Origin of the sequence: Candidatus Zymogenus saltonus (assembly GCA_016929395.1) — a bacterium.
Taxonomy (GTDB): domain Bacteria; phylum Desulfobacterota; class Zymogenia; order Zymogenales; family Zymogenaceae; genus Zymogenus; species Zymogenus saltonus.
Genome location: JAFGIX010000002.1, coordinates 1 through 16030 on the forward strand (window position 1 = coordinate 1; position 16030 = coordinate 16030).

Genomic DNA, 16030 nt, shown 5'->3' on the forward strand with positions numbered 1-16030 from the left:
ATAGCGATGGAGAAGGAGCTTCGGTTTGCCATCCGTGAGGGAGGCCGCACGGTGGGCGCGGGCGTAATCAGCGAAATCATCGAATAGGTGGACATTATATGAGGGATATAATCACACTGGCGTGTGTTGAGTGCAAACGGAGAAACTATACTTCTACTAAAAACAAGAAGAACACTCCCGACAAGATAGAGCTGAAAAAGTATTGCAGATTCTGTAGGACACATACGGTCCATCGGGAGACTAAATAGAAAAGGCCAGTAGCTCCAACGGTTAGAGCACCGGACTCCAAATCCGGGTGATGGGGGTTCGAATCCCTCCTGGCCTGCCATCCAAGTAGGCGCGAAAGTTATCTGTTGGAACGAGTTCACTCCCGGATTTATTAAATTTGACAAATTTGTTGCCAAATTTAATGAAGAAACGCCGCCTTTTTTACTCATTTAAAACTGTATATTTTTTGTCTAATATATACCGGATAAATTGTAATGTGGAACAAAATAGTCCAATTCCTTAGAGAAGTTAAGGTTGAAATAAAGAAAGTCACCTGGCCCACAAGAAAAGAGATCATAGCATCAACGGCCGTCGTCTTATTGACCACGATTATCATATCCTCCTTTCTCGGCTTAGTAGATTTGTTACTTTCAGAGATAGTTAAAATGCTGCTCCCCTAATTTTTAGTCGAGTTTAAATTAGTCGGCGTATTTTAAGGATCGTGGCTCTGCAGATGAAGGTTGGAAGATAAAAAGCATTTTAGAGACGAATTATGCAGAATTTCTTAGGGATAGGCGGAAAAGATCTTATATGCGATAATAACGGGAATGTCGATTTGGCTTTAGGGTTTTTTTGGACGTTTTTGATTTGAGTTGTCGTAATTAAGGAAATCTGGACGTAAGGTGTTTTCGTTGAAAGTCGGGCCGGAAATTGTTTACAGAAAAGGTTTATTGCAAATCCTCATGGCACTTAAATGGTACATAGTCCACACCTACTCGGGATACGAGCAGATGGCGAAATCCGCCCTGGAAGCGCGGGTAAAATCGGCTGAGAAAGAAGATGAGATCACCGATATAATGATCCCGGCCGAGAAGGTTGTGGAGATGGTCAAGGGTGAAAAACACACCTCGATGAGGAAGTTTTTCCCCGGATATATACTCGTAAAGATGGAGCTGAACGAAGAGACCTGGCACATTGTGAAGAATACACCCAAGGTTACGGGATTTGTAGGCGGATCGACAAATCCACCGGCTCTCACCGATGAAGAAGTCGAGAACATCCAGCATCAAATGGAGGATGGGGCCGTAAAGCCAAAGCCGAAGATCACCTTCGAGAAAGGCGACGCCGTCAGCGTGACCGACGGCCCCTTTGCTACCTTTGCGGGCTACGTGGATGAGGTTTACCCAGAAAAGGGAAAGGTCAAGGTTATGGTCTCCATCTTCGGGAGGCCGACTCCCGTGGAGCTCGAATTCTTTCAGGTAAAAAAGGGATAATCCTTGATCAATGGGGAGGGAGGCAGAAGGGGCTTTCCTTGGTTGGGATTTAGGGGAGATGGGGCTGGATTAGGCTGGGGAGGATGGGGCAAGATTAGTGTTTAGGAGGGATGGGGCTGGGGGATCGGGGGGGAGGGGGGCGAATTCTATGTGTCGGAAAATAATAGGAAATTGTAAAAATATAAGGACAAGGAGCTAAGATGGCAAAGAAGGTCATAGGTCAAATAAAGCTGCAGATCCCCGCAGGACAGGCGAGTCCATCCCCGCCCGTGGGGCCCGCCCTGGGTCAGCAGGGCGTGAACATCATGGAGTTCTGTAAGATATTCAACGCAAGGACCGCAAAAGAACAGGGAATGATTACACCTGTCGTCATCACCGTGTATGCCGACCGTTCCTTCTCTTTTGTTACAAAGACGCCGCCGGCGGCGGTGCTGTTAAAGAAGGCCGCAGGGATTATCAAGGGAAGCGGAACCCCCAACAAGGAGAAGGTGGGTAAGGTGACGAGAAAACAGGTGGAGGAGATAGCCAAGACTAAGATGCCCGATCTCAACGCCGTGGATCTGGACAATGCCAGAAAGATCATCGAGGGAACCGCGAGGAGCATGGGAATCAAGGTTGAGGGTGTCGATTAAAAAATGCCGAGTATTAATAGTATATATATCTTAAGTATTCTTAAGTATTGGAGAAGATGATGGCAAAACGTGGGAAGAATTATCTGGCTGTAAAGGCGAAGATAGATGCCCAGAAGAGGTACGACCTTAATGAGGCGCTGGATATTTTGGTGAACAATTCTAAGGCGAAATTTGACGAGAGCGTTGACATTGCCTTCAGGCTTGGAGTGAACCCGAGACATTCCGATCAGATGGTCAGGGGTGCGGCGGCGCTTCCCAACGGGACGGGAAAAAGCGTTAAGATTCTTGTCTTTGCCAAGGGGGAGAAGGAAAGGGAAGCCAAGGATGCCGGTGCAGATTTCGTCGGTGCCGAGGATATGATAGAAAAAATAGAGGGCGGATGGCTCGAATTCGATAAGGCCGTGGCAACCCCGGACTTGATGGGGCAGGTCAGCAAATTGGGAAAACTGCTTGGCCCGCGGGGTCTTATGCCGAACGCAAAAATCGGAACGGTGACTTTCGATCTCAAGAGGGCGATAGAAGAGCTGAAAGCCGGAAAGGTTGATTTTAAGGTGGAAAAGAACGGGATACTGCACGTTCCCGTCGGCAAGGTTTCCTTTGGCGTGGAAAAGTTAAAGGAGAACATCATGGCGCTCCTTGAGGTGGTGATCAAACTGAAGCCGCAAACAAGCAAGGGAACATATCTCAAGGGTATTGCTGTTTCTTCCACCATGGGACCCGGGTTAAAGATAGATCCGATTTATATGAGAAATATTTTAAAATAGAAAAATAGAATAACTTCCCCTGTCTGAGACAGCCGGTATGCAAGGGGGTTTGGGCACCGATCTTTACTCATTGATCAATTCGGTCTCAAGACCCGAACATTTAATCCTTATTGGGGCCCGCCGAGACAAGGAGAGATCGTTTTTTTCGGTCGTTTTTATCGGGCGACTTATGGGCCTGAATGGAATTGCCGTTTGATTTGGATCGGGGCGGTGAAAGGAGGTTTTATTGAAAAGGGAAAAAAAGGAAGCCCTCGTAGTCGAGATGCACAAGAGACTTTCCGATTCCAACATGGCTTTTCTCACGGATTACCGGGGACTTTCGGCCGAGGAGATGAACGAACTCAGGAACGGCTTCAGGAACGTCGGGATTGAGTACAAGGTTGTGAAGAACAAACTCATAATTCTCGCGGCAAAGGATACCGATTTTGCATCTATGGTCGAAGATCTTGTCGGCCCAACCGGGATTATCGTTTCCAACGAGGATCCTGCGGTTACCTCAAAGGTGCTCGCGGAATTTATCGGCAAGTTTAAGAACTTCGAGTTCAAAAAGGGCCTCTTGAGGGGAAAGGAGATAAGCGAGGCGAATGTCATATCCATGTCGAAGCTCCCCTCCAGAGACGTCCTTATCGCGATGCTTCTGGGAACGATGAATGCCGTGCCGACAGGATTGGTTCAGGTGCTTTCCGGTATCAAGAGGAAATTTGTGTATGCCCTTGTGGCGATTAAAGATGCCAAAGAAACGGCTAATTAAGAGATGTGAAAAGGAGAATAAAGATGGCTGAAGAAAACGCTGAAAAAAAAGTGACCGAAGAAAAAAAACCGGCTCCCAAGAAGTCGGAAGGCAAAATATCTAAAGATGATGTGATCCAATTTATCGAGAGCATGACGGTTCTCGAGCTTTCCGAGTTTATAGGGGAGCTGGAGGAGAGATTCGGTGTGTCGGCTCAGGCCCCTGTCGCGATTGCCGCAATGCCCGCCTCTGGGGGTGGAGATGCCGCAGCGGCCGAAGAAAAAACGGAGTTCGACGTTGTTCTCACCGATGTAGGAGAAAAGAAGATCCAGGTTATCAAGGTGGTCAGGGAGTTTACGACCCTTGGTCTCAAGGAGGCGAAGGAGCTTGTTGAATCCGCGCCGAAGCCGATCAAGGAGGGTGTCTCGAAAGAGAGCGCCGAGGAGATGGTCAAAAAGCTTGCCGAGGTGGGCGCAAAGGCGGAGTTAAAATAATATAAAGATAATATGGGCCGGTGTCGTGCCGGCCCGCTTTTTTCGATTTTGGGTTTTCTTTAATTACGCGTTTTAGAATTCTCTAAGACCTTATCTGTCATCAAATAGCAATTATCATTCTATTATCTTTTTCAGGGCTTTACGGGAGATAAAGGTATGGCCGAATTGGCTAAAAAGTACAATTGGGAGAGGGTGGATTTCGGGAAAAGCAGAAGTATCATCGATATACCCGAGCTTATCGACGTGCAGAAGAGATCATATTTCCGCTTTCTCCAAACCGATCTTCCCCCGTCGGAGAGGAAGGATGCGGGGCTCGAGGGAGTCTTCAGGAGCGTCTTCCCAATCTGGGACTTTAACGAGACCGCTTCACTAGAGTACGTGGAATACTCGTTGGGGGAGCCCAAGTACGACGTCGAGGAGTGTCATCAGAGGGGGATGACCTTCGCGGCACCCTTCAAGGTTACCGTCAGGCTTGTTGTTTGGGACAAGGACGAAGAGGCGAACGCAAAGAGCATTCGCGACATCAAGGAGCAGGAGGTCTTTTTCGGTGACCTCCCGATGATGACGCAAAACGGGAGCTTCATTATAAACGGGACGGAGCGGGTCGTCGTAAGTCAGCTCCACAGGTCTCCCGGCGTCTTTTTTGACCATGATAAGGGGAAGACACACTCTTCCGGGAAACTCCTCTTCTCATGCAGGGTTATTCCGTACAGAGGCTCCTGGCTCGATTTCGAGTTTGATCCCAGGGATATCATCCACGTCAGGATCGACAGGAGGAGGAAGTTTCCCGCCACGATCCTCTTGAAGGCGTTGGGGTACAGCACCGAAGAGCTCCTGAATTTCTTCTACAGCACCGAAAGGATAATAATCACCGAGGATGGATACAAGAAGATTCCCGATTTCGAGTATCTGGCCGGGCAGAAGTCCTTCGAGGAGGTCAAGCACCCGGAGACGGGGGACGTCTTGGTCAGGAAGGGGAGGAAGTTCAACAAGTCCACTATCAAGAAGATGAGGGAAGCCGGCATAGAGACTGTAACGGTCGACCTGGAGTCGGTGATCGGGCGGGTTGTCTCATCGGACGTAGTCGATCCTAAGACGGGAGAGGTGATCGTGGAGGTGAACGACGAGATAACCCAGGACAGGCTGGAGGAGATTATCAAGAGGGGGATCAAGGAGTTTGATGTCCTCCTGATGGATGATTTCAACATATCCTCGGCGATCAGAAACACGTTTCTTACCGACAAGGTCCCCGATCAGAAGTCGGCTATAATAGAGATATATAGAAGGTTGAGACCGGGCGACCCGCCCACGATAGAGACCGCCCAGAACCTCTTTGACAACCTGTTTTTCAACCCCGAACGGTATGACCTCTCCAACGTGGGAAGGCTAAAGCTCAATTACAAGCTGGGACTCGACGTTCCGATTGACGTCAAGGTCCTCAGGAAAGAGGATATACTCTATTCGGTGAAATACCTGTTCGACCTGAGAAACGGCAAGGGGCAGATCGATGATATCGATCATCTCGGAAACAGGCGGGTCAGGGCGGTCGGCGAGCTTCTCGAAAACCAGTTCAGGATCGGGCTCGTCAGGATGGAACGGGCAATAAAGGAGAGGATGAGCCTCCAGGAGGTCGAGACCCTGATGCCCCACGACCTGATCAACTCCAAGCCGGTCACCGCCGTAATCAAGGAGTTCTTCGGCTCATCCCAGCTCTCCCAGTTTATGGATCAGACCAATCCCTTAAGCGAGATTACCCACAAGAGGAGGCTCTCGGCTCTCGGGCCGGGCGGCCTCACGAGGGAGAGGGCGGGATTTGAGGTGAGAGACGTCCACAACACCCATTACGGTCGGATATGTCCCATCGAGACCCCCGAGGGGCCGAACATCGGGCTTATCGCGTCCCTTTCCACCTATGCCAGGGTGAACGAGTACGGCTTTATCGAAACCCCTTACCGCAAGGTGAAGGATGCTAAGGTGACCGACGAGATAGAGTTTTTAACCGCCCTTAACGAGGAGATGGCCGTAATCGCTCAGGCCAATGCGCCGATAGACGACGACGGCAATTTCATGAGGGACTTGATCAACGTCCGCAGGGGCGGTGAGCCTGGAATGGCACAGCCGGATGAGATAAACTTTATGGACGTTTCCCCCAAGCAGCTCGTCAGCGTGGCCGCTTCGTTGATCCCGTTCCTTGAGAACGACGATGCCAACAGGGCCCTTATGGGATCCAACATGCAGCGGCAGGCGGTGCCCCTTCTCAGGCCCGAGGCGCCCTTGGTCGGAACGGGGATGGAGAGGATAGTCGCCAGGGACAGCGGGGTTACGCTTATGGCCAAGAACAACGGCTTGGTCGAAAATGTGGACGCCTCGAGGATTATAATCCGCACAAATAGCGACTCCGATAACGGGGCCGGTGTGGATATTTACAATCTGATCAAGTACCAACGCTCAAATCAGAACACCTGCGTCAATCAGAAGCCTATCGTGAAAAAGGGCGACATAGTGGTCAGGGGTCAGATAATCGCCGACGGCCCGGCCATAAACAACGGGGAGCTGGCCCTGGGGAGGAACGTCATAGTGGCCTTTATGCCCTGGGGCGGGTACAATTTCGAGGATTCCATCCTGATCAGCGAAAAGGTGGTAAAGGAAGACAGTTTTACCTCGATTCACATCGAGGAGTTCGAGCTGATGGCAAGGGACACAAAACTCGGACCGGAGGAGGTCACGCGGGACATCCCGAACGTGGGAGAGGAGGCGCTGAAAAACCTCGACGAATCCGGAATAGTCAGGATAGGCGCCGAGGTCTTCCCGGGCGATATCCTGATAGGGAAGATATCTCCCAAGGGGGAGACCCAGCTCTCCCCGGAGGAAAAGCTTCTTAGGGCCATCTTCGGGGAGAAGGCGGGGGACGTCAGGGACTCCTCCCTCAGGGTGCCCCCGGGAATCGAGGGGATCGTCATCGGAGCAAAGGTCTTCTCCAGAAAGGGAGTGGACAAGGATGACCGGACCCTGTCCATCGAGAACGAAGAGGTGGAGAAACTAAAGAAGGACAGGGACGACGAGATTTCTATCATAAGGAACAGCGGCCTCGAAAGGATAAAGGAACTTCTTTTGGGGATGAAGCTCGCCGCGAACCTGGGCGATGACAAAAAGAGCATGCTCCTTAAAAAGGGGACGGTTTTGACCGAAGAGAGCTTTGCGGGGCTGAAGATCGAGGACTTCAGAAACGTTAAGGTAAAGGTGAAGGGGGACGAGGGCGTCTTCGATAAACTGGCGGTGATATTTGAGAGCATCTCGGAACAGGTGGAGTTGATCCGCCTCATCTTCGACGAGAAGATAAACAAGGTAACGAGGGCGGACGAGCTGCCCCCCGGCGTTATAAAGCTGGTAAAGGTATATGTGGCGATGAAGAGGAAGCTCTCGGTCGGCGACAAGATGGCGGGCCGTCACGGGAACAAGGGAGTCCTTTCGAGGATACTCCCCGAGGAGGATCTGCCCTACATGGAGGACGGGACGCCGGTCGAGATAGTCTTGAATCCTCTCGGGGTCCCTTCGAGGATGAACGTGGGCCAGATTCTCGAGACTCACCTCGGGTGGGCCATCGGTGAAATGGGAGACAAGATCAACGATATTATCGAGACGAATTACTCGGTTTCCGCCATGAAGGAGAGGCTGAAGGACATATTTTCAATCGGAAACATGAACGATTACGTGGACACTCTCTCCGACGATGAAGTAAAGAATATCGCCTTGAAGTTCAGAAAGGGAGTGTTTATATCGACTCCCGTCTTCGAGGGGGCCACGGAAGGCGATGTGTCGGAGGCGCTGAAGCGCATGGGACTTCCGGAATCCGGCATGACGACCCTTTACGACGGACGGACGGGAGAGCCCTTCCGCCAGCAGGTGACGGTGGGACTGATGTACATCCTTAAATTGCACCACCTGGTCGACGACAAGATCCACGCCCGCTCCATCGGCCCCTATTCCCTCGTGACCCAGCAGCCCCTCGGCGGAAAGGCCCAATTCGGAGGGCAGCGTCTGGGAGAGATGGAGGTGTGGGCGATGGAGGCCTACGGTGCGGCGTATTCCCTCCAGGAATATCTGACGGTGAAATCGGACGACGTCACCGGGAGAAACAAGATGTACGAGTCGATAGTCAAAAACGAGCAGTATCTGGAGCCGGGGCTTCCCGAGTCGTTCAACGTTTTAGTCAAGGAGATGCAGAGCTTGGGGCTCGATATGGAGCTTCAAGAGAGGGGAAAGAAAAAGAATTAAGCTACTTAATCTCTTTATAGAGGTGTAGTCTTGGACGATATTTTCAGCTATTTTGAAAAGCCTAAAGACCCGATTGATATCGAGTCCGTGAGGATATCTCTCGCCTCGCCGGATAAGATAAGGTCTTGGTCTCACGGCGAAGTAAAAAAACCGGAAACGATAAATTACAGGACCTTCAAGCCGGAGAGGGATGGCCTCTTTTGCGCAAAGATCTTCGGACCCACGAAGGATTACGAGTGCAACTGCGGCAAGTACAAGCGGATGAAGCACCGGGGGGTCGTGTGCGAAAAGTGCGGCGTGGAGGTCATTCAATCCAAGGTGAGGAGGGAGAGGCTGGGCCATATCGAGCTGGCAACCCCCGTGACCCATATCTGGTTCTTGAAGAGCCTCCCCTCGCGCATCGGGACCGTGCTCGACATAAGCCTGAAAGACCTGGAGAGGATTCTTTATTTTGAGACCTACGTCGTCAAAGACCCGAAGGATTCCCCCCTCTCCCAGGGGGACCTCCTTACGGAAGAGCAGCTGCACCGGGTCAAGGAAAAGCACGGCGATATAGACGTGGGTATAGGCGCCGAGGCGATAAGGGACATCTTAAAAGAGGTGGATATCGCAAAGCTCGCCGAGGACCTGAGGCGGGAGATGATCGATACGACCTCGGAGGCGAAGCGAAAAAAGATATCCAAGAGGCTCAAGGTAATAGAAGCCTTTTTATACTCGGGGAACCGCCCCGAGTGGATGGTCATGGAGTGTATTCCGGTCATCCCGCCGGACCTCAGGCCCCTAGTGCCCCTTGACGGCGGCAGGTTCGCCACCTCCGACCTGAACGACCTCTACCGGAGGGTGATAAACAGGAACAACAGGCTCAAGCGCCTTCAGGAGCTTAACGCCCCAGGGATAATAATCCAGAACGAAAAGAGGATGCTCCAGGAGTCGGTGGACGCCCTGTTCGACAACGGGCGAAGGGGCAGGGCCATCACCGGACAAAACAAGAGGCCCCTCAAATCCCTGTCCGACATGCTCAAGGGAAAACAGGGTCGGTTCCGCCAGAACCTCCTCGGAAAGAGGGTCGATTACTCCGGGAGATCGGTTATTGTCATAGGGCCCGAGCTCAGGCTTCACCAGTGCGGGCTCCCCAAGAAGATGGCCGTAGAGCTTTTCAAGCCCTTCATATACGCCAAGCTGGAGGAAAGGGGATACGTATCCACCATAAAGAGCGCCAAGAAAGCGGTGGAAAACGAGCGCCCCGAGGTCTGGGACATCCTGGATGAGGTCATCAAGGAGCACCCGGTTCTCCTTAACAGGGCGCCGACCCTCCACAGGCTGGGAATCCAGGCCTTCGAGCCGATCCTGATCGAGGGAAAGGCCATTCAGCTTCACCCCCTCGTATGTGCCGCATTTAACGCGGACTTCGACGGAGACCAGATGGCGGTGCACATTCCCCTCTCGATAGAAGCCCAGGTGGAGGCGAGGGTCCTTATGATGAGCACTAACAACATCCTCCTTCCCGCAAGCGGAAAACCGATAATCGTCCCGAGCCAGGATATCGTCCTGGGGCTCTATTACACCACGAGGAGCTGTGATGGCGTTAAGGGCGAAAACAAGATCTTTGCGGATATGGGTGAGGTCAGGGGCGCCTTCGACGCGAGGGAGGTCGATCTACAGGCGAGGATCAAGGTCAGAATTGAGGGAGAGCTTGTCGATACAACCGTTGGAAGATGCCTCCTTTACGAGATAGTCCCAAAGGAGATCCCGTTCAAAAACATCAACACCGTCATGACCAAAAAGGAGGTCGCCCGTCTCATAGACATCAGCTACAGGAATGCGGGAAACAAAAAAACCGTCATCTTGGCGGACAGACTTAAGGACTTTGGCTACAAGTACGCCACCGAAGCGGGGATATCCATTTCGATCAAGGATATGAGGATCCCCAAAAACAAACCGAAGCTCTTGGATGAGGCGAGGGAAGAGGTGCGCAAGGTCGAGCAGCAGTACACCGACGGGCTTATAACTGACGGCGAGCGCTACAACAAGGTCATCGATATTTGGGCCGATGTGACCGAGGAGATCGCTCAAGAGATGACGGAAGAGCTGGCTTACGATCTGTCCCTTCATGCAGAGGGGGATGGGGCGAGGACCCCGAGCTTCAACTCGATCCATATGATGGTCGATTCCGGCTCAAGGGGCTCCCAGCAGCAGATTAGACAGCTCGCCGGAATGAGAGGCCTTATGGCCAAGCCCTCCGGCGAGATTATAGAGACGCCCATCACGGCGAACTTCCGTGAGGGACTGACGGTCCTGCAATATTTTATCTCGACCCACGGGGCAAGGAAGGGTCTTGCGGACACCGCCCTGAAGACGGCGAACTCCGGTTACCTCACAAGGCGCCTCGTCGATGTCGTGCAGGATGTCATCATCACCGAGGAGGACTGCGGCACCATCAAGGGCATCGAGGTGACCTCCCTGATGGAGGGGGGGGAGATAATCGAGCCGGTGGGAGACAGGATACTGGGCAAGGTCGCCCTAAACGACATAAAGGACAAATATACCGACGAGGTTCTGGTTAAGGCCAACGAGGAGATAGACGAGGAGCTGGTGGAGAAGATCGAGGAGGCGGGCCTGGAGAAAGTGATAACACGCTCGGTCTTGACCTGCCGCGCAAAGCGCGGAATCTGCGCCAAGTGCTACGGCAGGGACCTCTCCAGGGGTAAGAAGGTCAACATCGGAGAGGCCGTTGGGGTTATTGCAGCCCAGTCGATCGGCGAGCCAGGAACTCAGCTTACGATGAGGACCTTCCATATCGGCGGCACGGCCTCCAGGCGCGCAGAGCAGACTACCCTCGAAACAAGAAACGACGGGAACATTAAATATTACAACCTGAACACGGTCAAGACAAAGGACGGCACCTCCATCGTTATGAACAGAAACAGCGAGATAATAGTTCAGGACGAGAGCGGCAGGGAGAGGGAGCGCTATCCCCTGAACTACGGCTCGAAGCTCCTTGTGAACGACGGAGATGCGGTCAAATCGGGCCAGATGGTCGCCGAGTGGGATCCATACACGCTGCCCATATTGACGGAGGTCAGCGGAGTCATAAAGTTCGGCGACGTCATAGAGGGGGTGACCATGCAGGAGCAACTGGATGTGGTGACCTCCCTCTCCCGAAAGGTCATCGTCGAGTCGAAAGACCCGGATGCAAGACCCCGCATTTCCATAAAAGACGACCAGGGGAGGACCTACAGGCTTCCCGGCTCCACCGCCATGGCCCGTTACTTTATGCCGGTGGGGGCCAACATCATGGTCTCGGAGGGTGACAGCGTGGAGGCGGGGGACGTCCTTGCAAAGATCCCCAGGGAGACGACAAAGACGAAAGACATCACCGGCGGTCTTCCCAGGGTGGCCGAGCTCTTCGAGGCCAGAAAGCCGAAGGAGTTCGCCGTCATCAGCGAGATCGACGGAGACGTCAGCTACGGCAAAGACGTAAAGGGCAAAAGGAAGGTATTAGTCACCCCGAAGGTCGGGGAGCCGAAGGAGTACCTGATTCCGAAGGGGAAACATATCAACGTCCACGAGGGGGACTTTATAAACGCCGGCGAGGCCCTCATGGAGGGATCGGCAAACCCCCACGATATACTTCAGGTCCTCGGAGAGGAGAAGCTCTCCAAGTATCTCGTGGATGAGGTTCAGGAAGTCTACCGCCTCCAGGGCGTGAAGATCAACGACAAACATATCGAGGTTATCGTAAAGCAGATGTTGAGGAGGGTCAAGATAACCGAGGTCGGGGATACGAAGTTCCTCGTGGGCGAGCAGGTGGAAAAACTGGTGTTCGAGGAGGAAAACCGAAATGTAATCGCCAAAGGGGGAGGCCCAGCCGTGGGAAAACCCCTGCTCCTTGGCATTACGAAGGCGTCCCTCTCCACGGAGAGCTTTCTCTCCGCCGCCTCCTTCCAGGAGACGACAAAGGTCCTGACCGAGGCATCTATTCTCGGAAAGGTCGACTACATGAGGGGGCTCAAAGAAAACGTCATAATGGGGCGTCTCGTCCCGGCGGGAACCGGCTTTCACAAGTACAACGAGCTCGAAACCGAGACCAAAACCGAGGAGGCCGTGGCGGATTAGCTGTGTTTACAGGCAAGGCGAAAATATTGAGCCCCGTGCCCTGTTAAACGGCCTTAATCCAAACTTTTTTAGGAATTGACAAAATTTAAATGGAAAATGCTTGACAAAACTTTATCTTACTGATAAAATTCATAAGTTTTTTGTCGAAAGGAGTGTAAATGCCCACCGTTAATCAATTGGTGAGAAAAGGAAGAAAAAAGCTCAAGTCAAAGACTTCGGCTCCGGCCCTGCAGGGGTCTCCGCAAAAGAGGGGGGTTTGCGTCAGAGTGTATACGACAACCCCAAAAAAGCCGAATTCCGCGCTCAGAAAAGTGGCCAGGGTCAGGCTCACCAATCAGATTGAGGTGACAAGCTATATTCCGGGGGTGGGACATAACCTTCAGGAACACTCGGTGGTCCTGATCAGGGGAGGGAGAATAAAAGACCTCCCGGGCGTCAGATACCACATCGTTCGCGGCACCCTTGACTCCGTAGGCGTGCAGGATAGAAAAAAGAGCAGGTCAAAGTACGGAACAAAAAGGCCCAAGGTCTAAAGGGGGTAGGCGTAGTAAGTGCGGGGGGACAGTAATGGTGGGCAGGGGGGATGATGATGGGGGGGGTAATCAGGGAGTGGTAATCAAGGGGGGGCGATCAAAGGGGGACGATCAGAAGGGGACGATCAATAAGCGGGGCGCCTAGGGCGTTGAAGGGGAATGGTCGATAGCAGATATTTTTTAGAAATAATATATAAGGAGGGCCGTTAAGCTCAAATAACGGCCGAGCAAAGGAAAAAATGCCGAGAAGGAGAGTAGTAGCGAAGCGGGGGATCCTGCCGGACCCGAAATACAAGGATAGGCTCATAGCGAAGTTTATCAACTGTATGATGCTGAAAGGTGAGAAGAGCATCTCCGAAAGGATATTGTATGACTCCCTCGATATCGTTGCGGAAAAATCTAAGGACGATCCGGTTAGGGTCTTTAAAAAGGCCCTGGACAACATAAAGCCCGTTATCGAGGTAAAGTCGAGACGGGTGGGTGGATCCACGTATCAGGTTCCGGTGGAGGTGAGGCCCAACAGGCGCGAAGCCCTCGGGATAAGATGGCTTATCAGTTACTCCAGGAATAGGAGTGAAAAGTCCATGAAGGAGAGGCTCGCCGCGGAGATTCTCGACGCATCGAACAACAAGGGATCGGCCGTAAAGAAGAAAGAGGATACCCATAAGATGGCCGAGGCCAACAAGGCATTTGCTCACTATCGCTGGTAGTTTATTTTTACATTACTGTTTTAAGGCCTTTTGAAAAGGCTTTTTTTTACTGGTAGAGGCACAAGGTTAAATGAGAAAAGTTCCCCTTAAAAGAAACCGCAACATAGGGATCATGGCCCACATAGATGCGGGAAAGACAACGACAACGGAGAGGATTCTCTACTATACAGGGATCTCCTACAAGATGGGAGAGGTCCACAACGGGACCGCCGTCATGGACTGGATGGAGCAGGAGCAGGAGAGGGGGATTACAATTACATCCGCCGCAACGACCTGTTTCTGGAAGGATCACAGAATCAATATTATCGATACCCCGGGGCACGTGGACTTCACCGCGGAGGTTGAGCGCTCTCTCAGAGTTCTCGATGGAGTCGTCGCGGTCTTTTGCGCCGTGGGAGGCGTGGAGCCCCAATCGGAGACGGTCTGGCGCCAGGCGGATAAGTACAATATCCCAAGGATCGCATTCATCAATAAGATGGACAGGGTCGGCGCGGATTACTTGAACGTAGTCTCGCAGATGAAGGAGAGGCTCGGCTCCCTTCCCGTCCTGTTGCAGCTCCCCATCGGCACCGAGGATAACTTCGAGGGGATAATAGACCTTATAACCAAAAAGGGAAGGAAATACGACGATACGACCCTCGGAACGAAGTTTTACGAGGTCGATATACCGGATGAGCTCCTCGACAGCGTTAATGAGATGAGGGAGAGTCTTGTCGAGACGGTTTGCGACTTCGACGATAATCTGATGGCCAAGTACCTCGAGGGTGAGGAAATCGGGGAAGAGGAGATAAAAAAGGCTCTTAGAAAGGCCACGATAACGGGCGGAGTCGTTCCGGTCTTTATCGGGTCGGCCTTCAAGAACAAGGGGGTGCAGGCGCTCTTGGACGGCGTTGTCGATTACCTTCCGGCCCCGTCCGATATCCCGCTGGTGTCGGGGATTAATCCAGATACCGTAGAGGAAGTACAGCTTTCTCTCGACGATGACGCCCCCTTTTCGGCCCTCGTATTCAAGATCATGACCGACCCGTACGTAGGTCAGTTGACCTATATTCGGGTATATAGCGGCAGCCTCAAGGCGGGCACCGATGTGTATAATTCAACCAGAAGCAAAAAGGAGAGGATTGGAAGACTCCTTAAGGTCCACGCCAACAAAATGGAGGATATAAAGGAGGTCTACTCCGGAGATATCGCCGCCGTTGTGGGGCTCAAAAAGACAAATACCGGGGATACGCTCTGCATGAGCGACAACCTCTTGGTTCTCGAGGCGATGGATTTTCCGAAGCCGGTCATCTCGGTCGCCGTGGAGCCGAAGAGCAAGGCGGACGAGGAGAGGCTCGGCCTCTCTTTAGCTAAGCTCGCAATGGAAGACCCATCATTTAAAGTGCGGGTGGACGGGGAAACGGGCGAGACCCTGATCTCCGGAATGGGGGAGCTCCACCTCGAGATCATCGTGGACAGGCTCCTGAGAGAGTTTAAGGTAGATGCAAAAGTGGGGAAACCCCAGGTCGCCTTTAAGGAGACCATCACGGCAAAGGCGGAATCGGAGGGAAAATTTATAAGGCAATCGGGGGGACGCGGACAGTACGGCCACGTCAAGATCACCATCACCCCGACGACCTCCGATGAGGGTTTTATCTTTGAAGATAAAGTGGTCGGTGGCAGTATCCCGAAGGAATATATATCTGCCGTTAAAAAGGGTGTAGAGACGGCCATGGAGGAGGGAGTGCTCGCCGGATACCCGGTCGTAGATGTAAAGGTTACCCTAAACGACGGCTCCTATCACGAGGTGGATTCATCGGAGCTGGCGTTTAACATTGCGGCGTCGATGGCCTTCAAAGACGCGATGAAAAGGGCCACACCCATCCTCCTCGAGCCTATTATGAGCGTTGAGGTGGTGACCCCGGAGGGATATACCGGGGATGTTGTGGGCGATTTGAGCTCCAGAAGGGGAAAGGTTCTGGGGATGGAGCCGAGAAGGGGAACCCAGACCATCAGGGCAGAAGTTCCGCTGGACGAGATGTTCGGTTATGCCACCGATATTCGCTCGATGACTCAGGGAAGGGCCACATACACGATGCAGTTCGACCATTATCAGAAAGTACCGGAGCGTAAGCACGAGGAGATCGTAGCAGGTATTAGAACATAATAACCCTTAAATAAAATAATATCCTATTTAATAGGGATGTAATAATTTTCCAAGGAGAGTAAGATGGCCAAGAAGAAATTTGAGAGGACCAAGCCGCACGTAAACGTGGGAACGATCGGCCACATAGATCACGGGAAGACGACATTGAC

14 protein-coding genes and 1 tRNA gene are annotated in these 16030 nt (G+C 52.4%); all 15 read left to right on the plus strand.

Annotated elements, in window-relative coordinates; translation table 11 throughout:
• Positions 1-87 (plus strand): elongation factor Tu (locus JW984_00300; protein MBN1571619.1); only part of this gene is annotated, 87 nt, incomplete at its 5' end.
• 11 nt (positions 88-98) lie between these two features.
• Positions 99-248 carry a 50S ribosomal protein L33 gene (gene rpmG / locus JW984_00305; GenBank protein ID MBN1571620.1) on the plus strand — a complete coding sequence of 50 codons (150 nt, stop codon included), beginning with the start codon at positions 99-101 and terminating at the stop codon, positions 246-248.
• 3 nt (positions 249-251) lie between these two features.
• Positions 252-328 (plus strand) — tRNA-Trp (locus tag JW984_00310).
• A gap of 154 nt (positions 329-482) precedes the next feature.
• The gene (gene secE, locus JW984_00315) at positions 483-668 is read left to right on the plus strand and encodes a preprotein translocase subunit SecE (GenBank protein ID MBN1571621.1); all 186 of its coding nucleotides are present in this window, start codon (positions 483-485) and stop codon (positions 666-668) included.
• A 282-nt stretch (positions 669-950) separates the two neighbouring features.
• Positions 951-1481: a transcription termination/antitermination protein NusG gene (gene nusG / locus JW984_00320; protein ID MBN1571622.1), complete on the plus strand. Its 531-nt coding sequence runs from the start codon at positions 951-953 to the stop codon at positions 1479-1481.
• Positions 1482-1681: 200 nt separating this feature from the next.
• Entirely contained in the window at positions 1682-2113 is a 432-nt protein-coding gene (rplK, locus tag JW984_00325; GenBank protein ID MBN1571623.1) for a 50S ribosomal protein L11, read from the plus strand.
• Positions 2114-2172: 59 nt separating this feature from the next.
• Entirely contained in the window at positions 2173-2877 is a 705-nt protein-coding gene (locus tag JW984_00330) for a 50S ribosomal protein L1 (protein ID MBN1571624.1), read from the plus strand.
• A 226-nt stretch (positions 2878-3103) separates the two neighbouring features.
• Complete coding sequence (locus JW984_00335) at positions 3104-3628, plus strand: 50S ribosomal protein L10 (protein MBN1571625.1); 525 nt, start codon at positions 3104-3106, stop codon at positions 3626-3628.
• A gap of 95 nt (positions 3629-3723) precedes the next feature.
• The gene (rplL, locus tag JW984_00340; protein MBN1571626.1) at positions 3724-4101 is read left to right on the plus strand and encodes a 50S ribosomal protein L7/L12; all 378 of its coding nucleotides are present in this window, start codon (positions 3724-3726) and stop codon (positions 4099-4101) included.
• A gap of 156 nt (positions 4102-4257) precedes the next feature.
• Positions 4258-8376: a DNA-directed RNA polymerase subunit beta gene (gene rpoB, locus JW984_00345; GenBank protein MBN1571627.1), complete on the plus strand. Its 4119-nt coding sequence runs from the start codon at positions 4258-4260 to the stop codon at positions 8374-8376.
• 30 nt (positions 8377-8406) lie between these two features.
• On the plus strand, positions 8407-12492 hold the full coding sequence (gene rpoC, locus JW984_00350) for a DNA-directed RNA polymerase subunit beta' (GenBank protein ID MBN1571628.1): 4086 nt from the start codon (positions 8407-8409) through the stop codon (positions 12490-12492).
• Positions 12493-12650: 158 nt separating this feature from the next.
• Positions 12651-13025: a 30S ribosomal protein S12 gene (locus JW984_00355; protein MBN1571629.1), complete on the plus strand. Its 375-nt coding sequence runs from the start codon at positions 12651-12653 to the stop codon at positions 13023-13025.
• Positions 13026-13264: 239 nt separating this feature from the next.
• Positions 13265-13735 carry a 30S ribosomal protein S7 gene (rpsG, locus tag JW984_00360; protein ID MBN1571630.1) on the plus strand — a complete coding sequence of 157 codons (471 nt, stop codon included), beginning with the start codon at positions 13265-13267 and terminating at the stop codon, positions 13733-13735.
• Between the two features lie 70 nt (positions 13736-13805).
• A complete protein-coding gene (fusA, locus tag JW984_00365; protein MBN1571631.1) occupies positions 13806-15881 on the plus strand; it encodes an elongation factor G in 2076 nt (691 codons plus the stop codon).
• Positions 15882-15944: 63 nt separating this feature from the next.
• Positions 15945-16030: elongation factor Tu (locus JW984_00370; GenBank protein MBN1571632.1), on the plus strand; the 86-nt coding region annotated here is incomplete at its 3' end.

Excerpts from the sequence above, each read along its gene's own strand:
- fusA (MBN1571631.1), top strand. The coding sequence starts at position 13,806 with ATGAGAAAAGTTCCCCTTAAAAGAAACCGCAACATAGGGATCATGGCC.
- secE (MBN1571621.1), top strand. The coding sequence starts at position 483 with ATGTGGAACAAAATAGTCCAATTCCTTAGAGAAGTTAAGGTTGAAATA.
- rpoB (MBN1571627.1), top strand. The coding sequence starts at position 4,258 with ATGGCCGAATTGGCTAAAAAGTACAATTGGGAGAGGGTGGATTTCGGG.
- JW984_00330 (MBN1571624.1), top strand. The coding sequence starts at position 2,173 with ATGGCAAAACGTGGGAAGAATTATCTGGCTGTAAAGGCGAAGATAGAT.
- nusG (MBN1571622.1), top strand. The coding sequence starts at position 951 with ATGGCACTTAAATGGTACATAGTCCACACCTACTCGGGATACGAGCAG.
- JW984_00355 (MBN1571629.1), top strand. The coding sequence starts at position 12,651 with ATGCCCACCGTTAATCAATTGGTGAGAAAAGGAAGAAAAAAGCTCAAG.
- rplK (MBN1571623.1), top strand. The coding sequence starts at position 1,682 with ATGGCAAAGAAGGTCATAGGTCAAATAAAGCTGCAGATCCCCGCAGGA.
- rpmG (MBN1571620.1), top strand. The coding sequence starts at position 99 with ATGAGGGATATAATCACACTGGCGTGTGTTGAGTGCAAACGGAGAAAC.
- rpsG (MBN1571630.1), top strand. The coding sequence starts at position 13,265 with ATGCCGAGAAGGAGAGTAGTAGCGAAGCGGGGGATCCTGCCGGACCCG.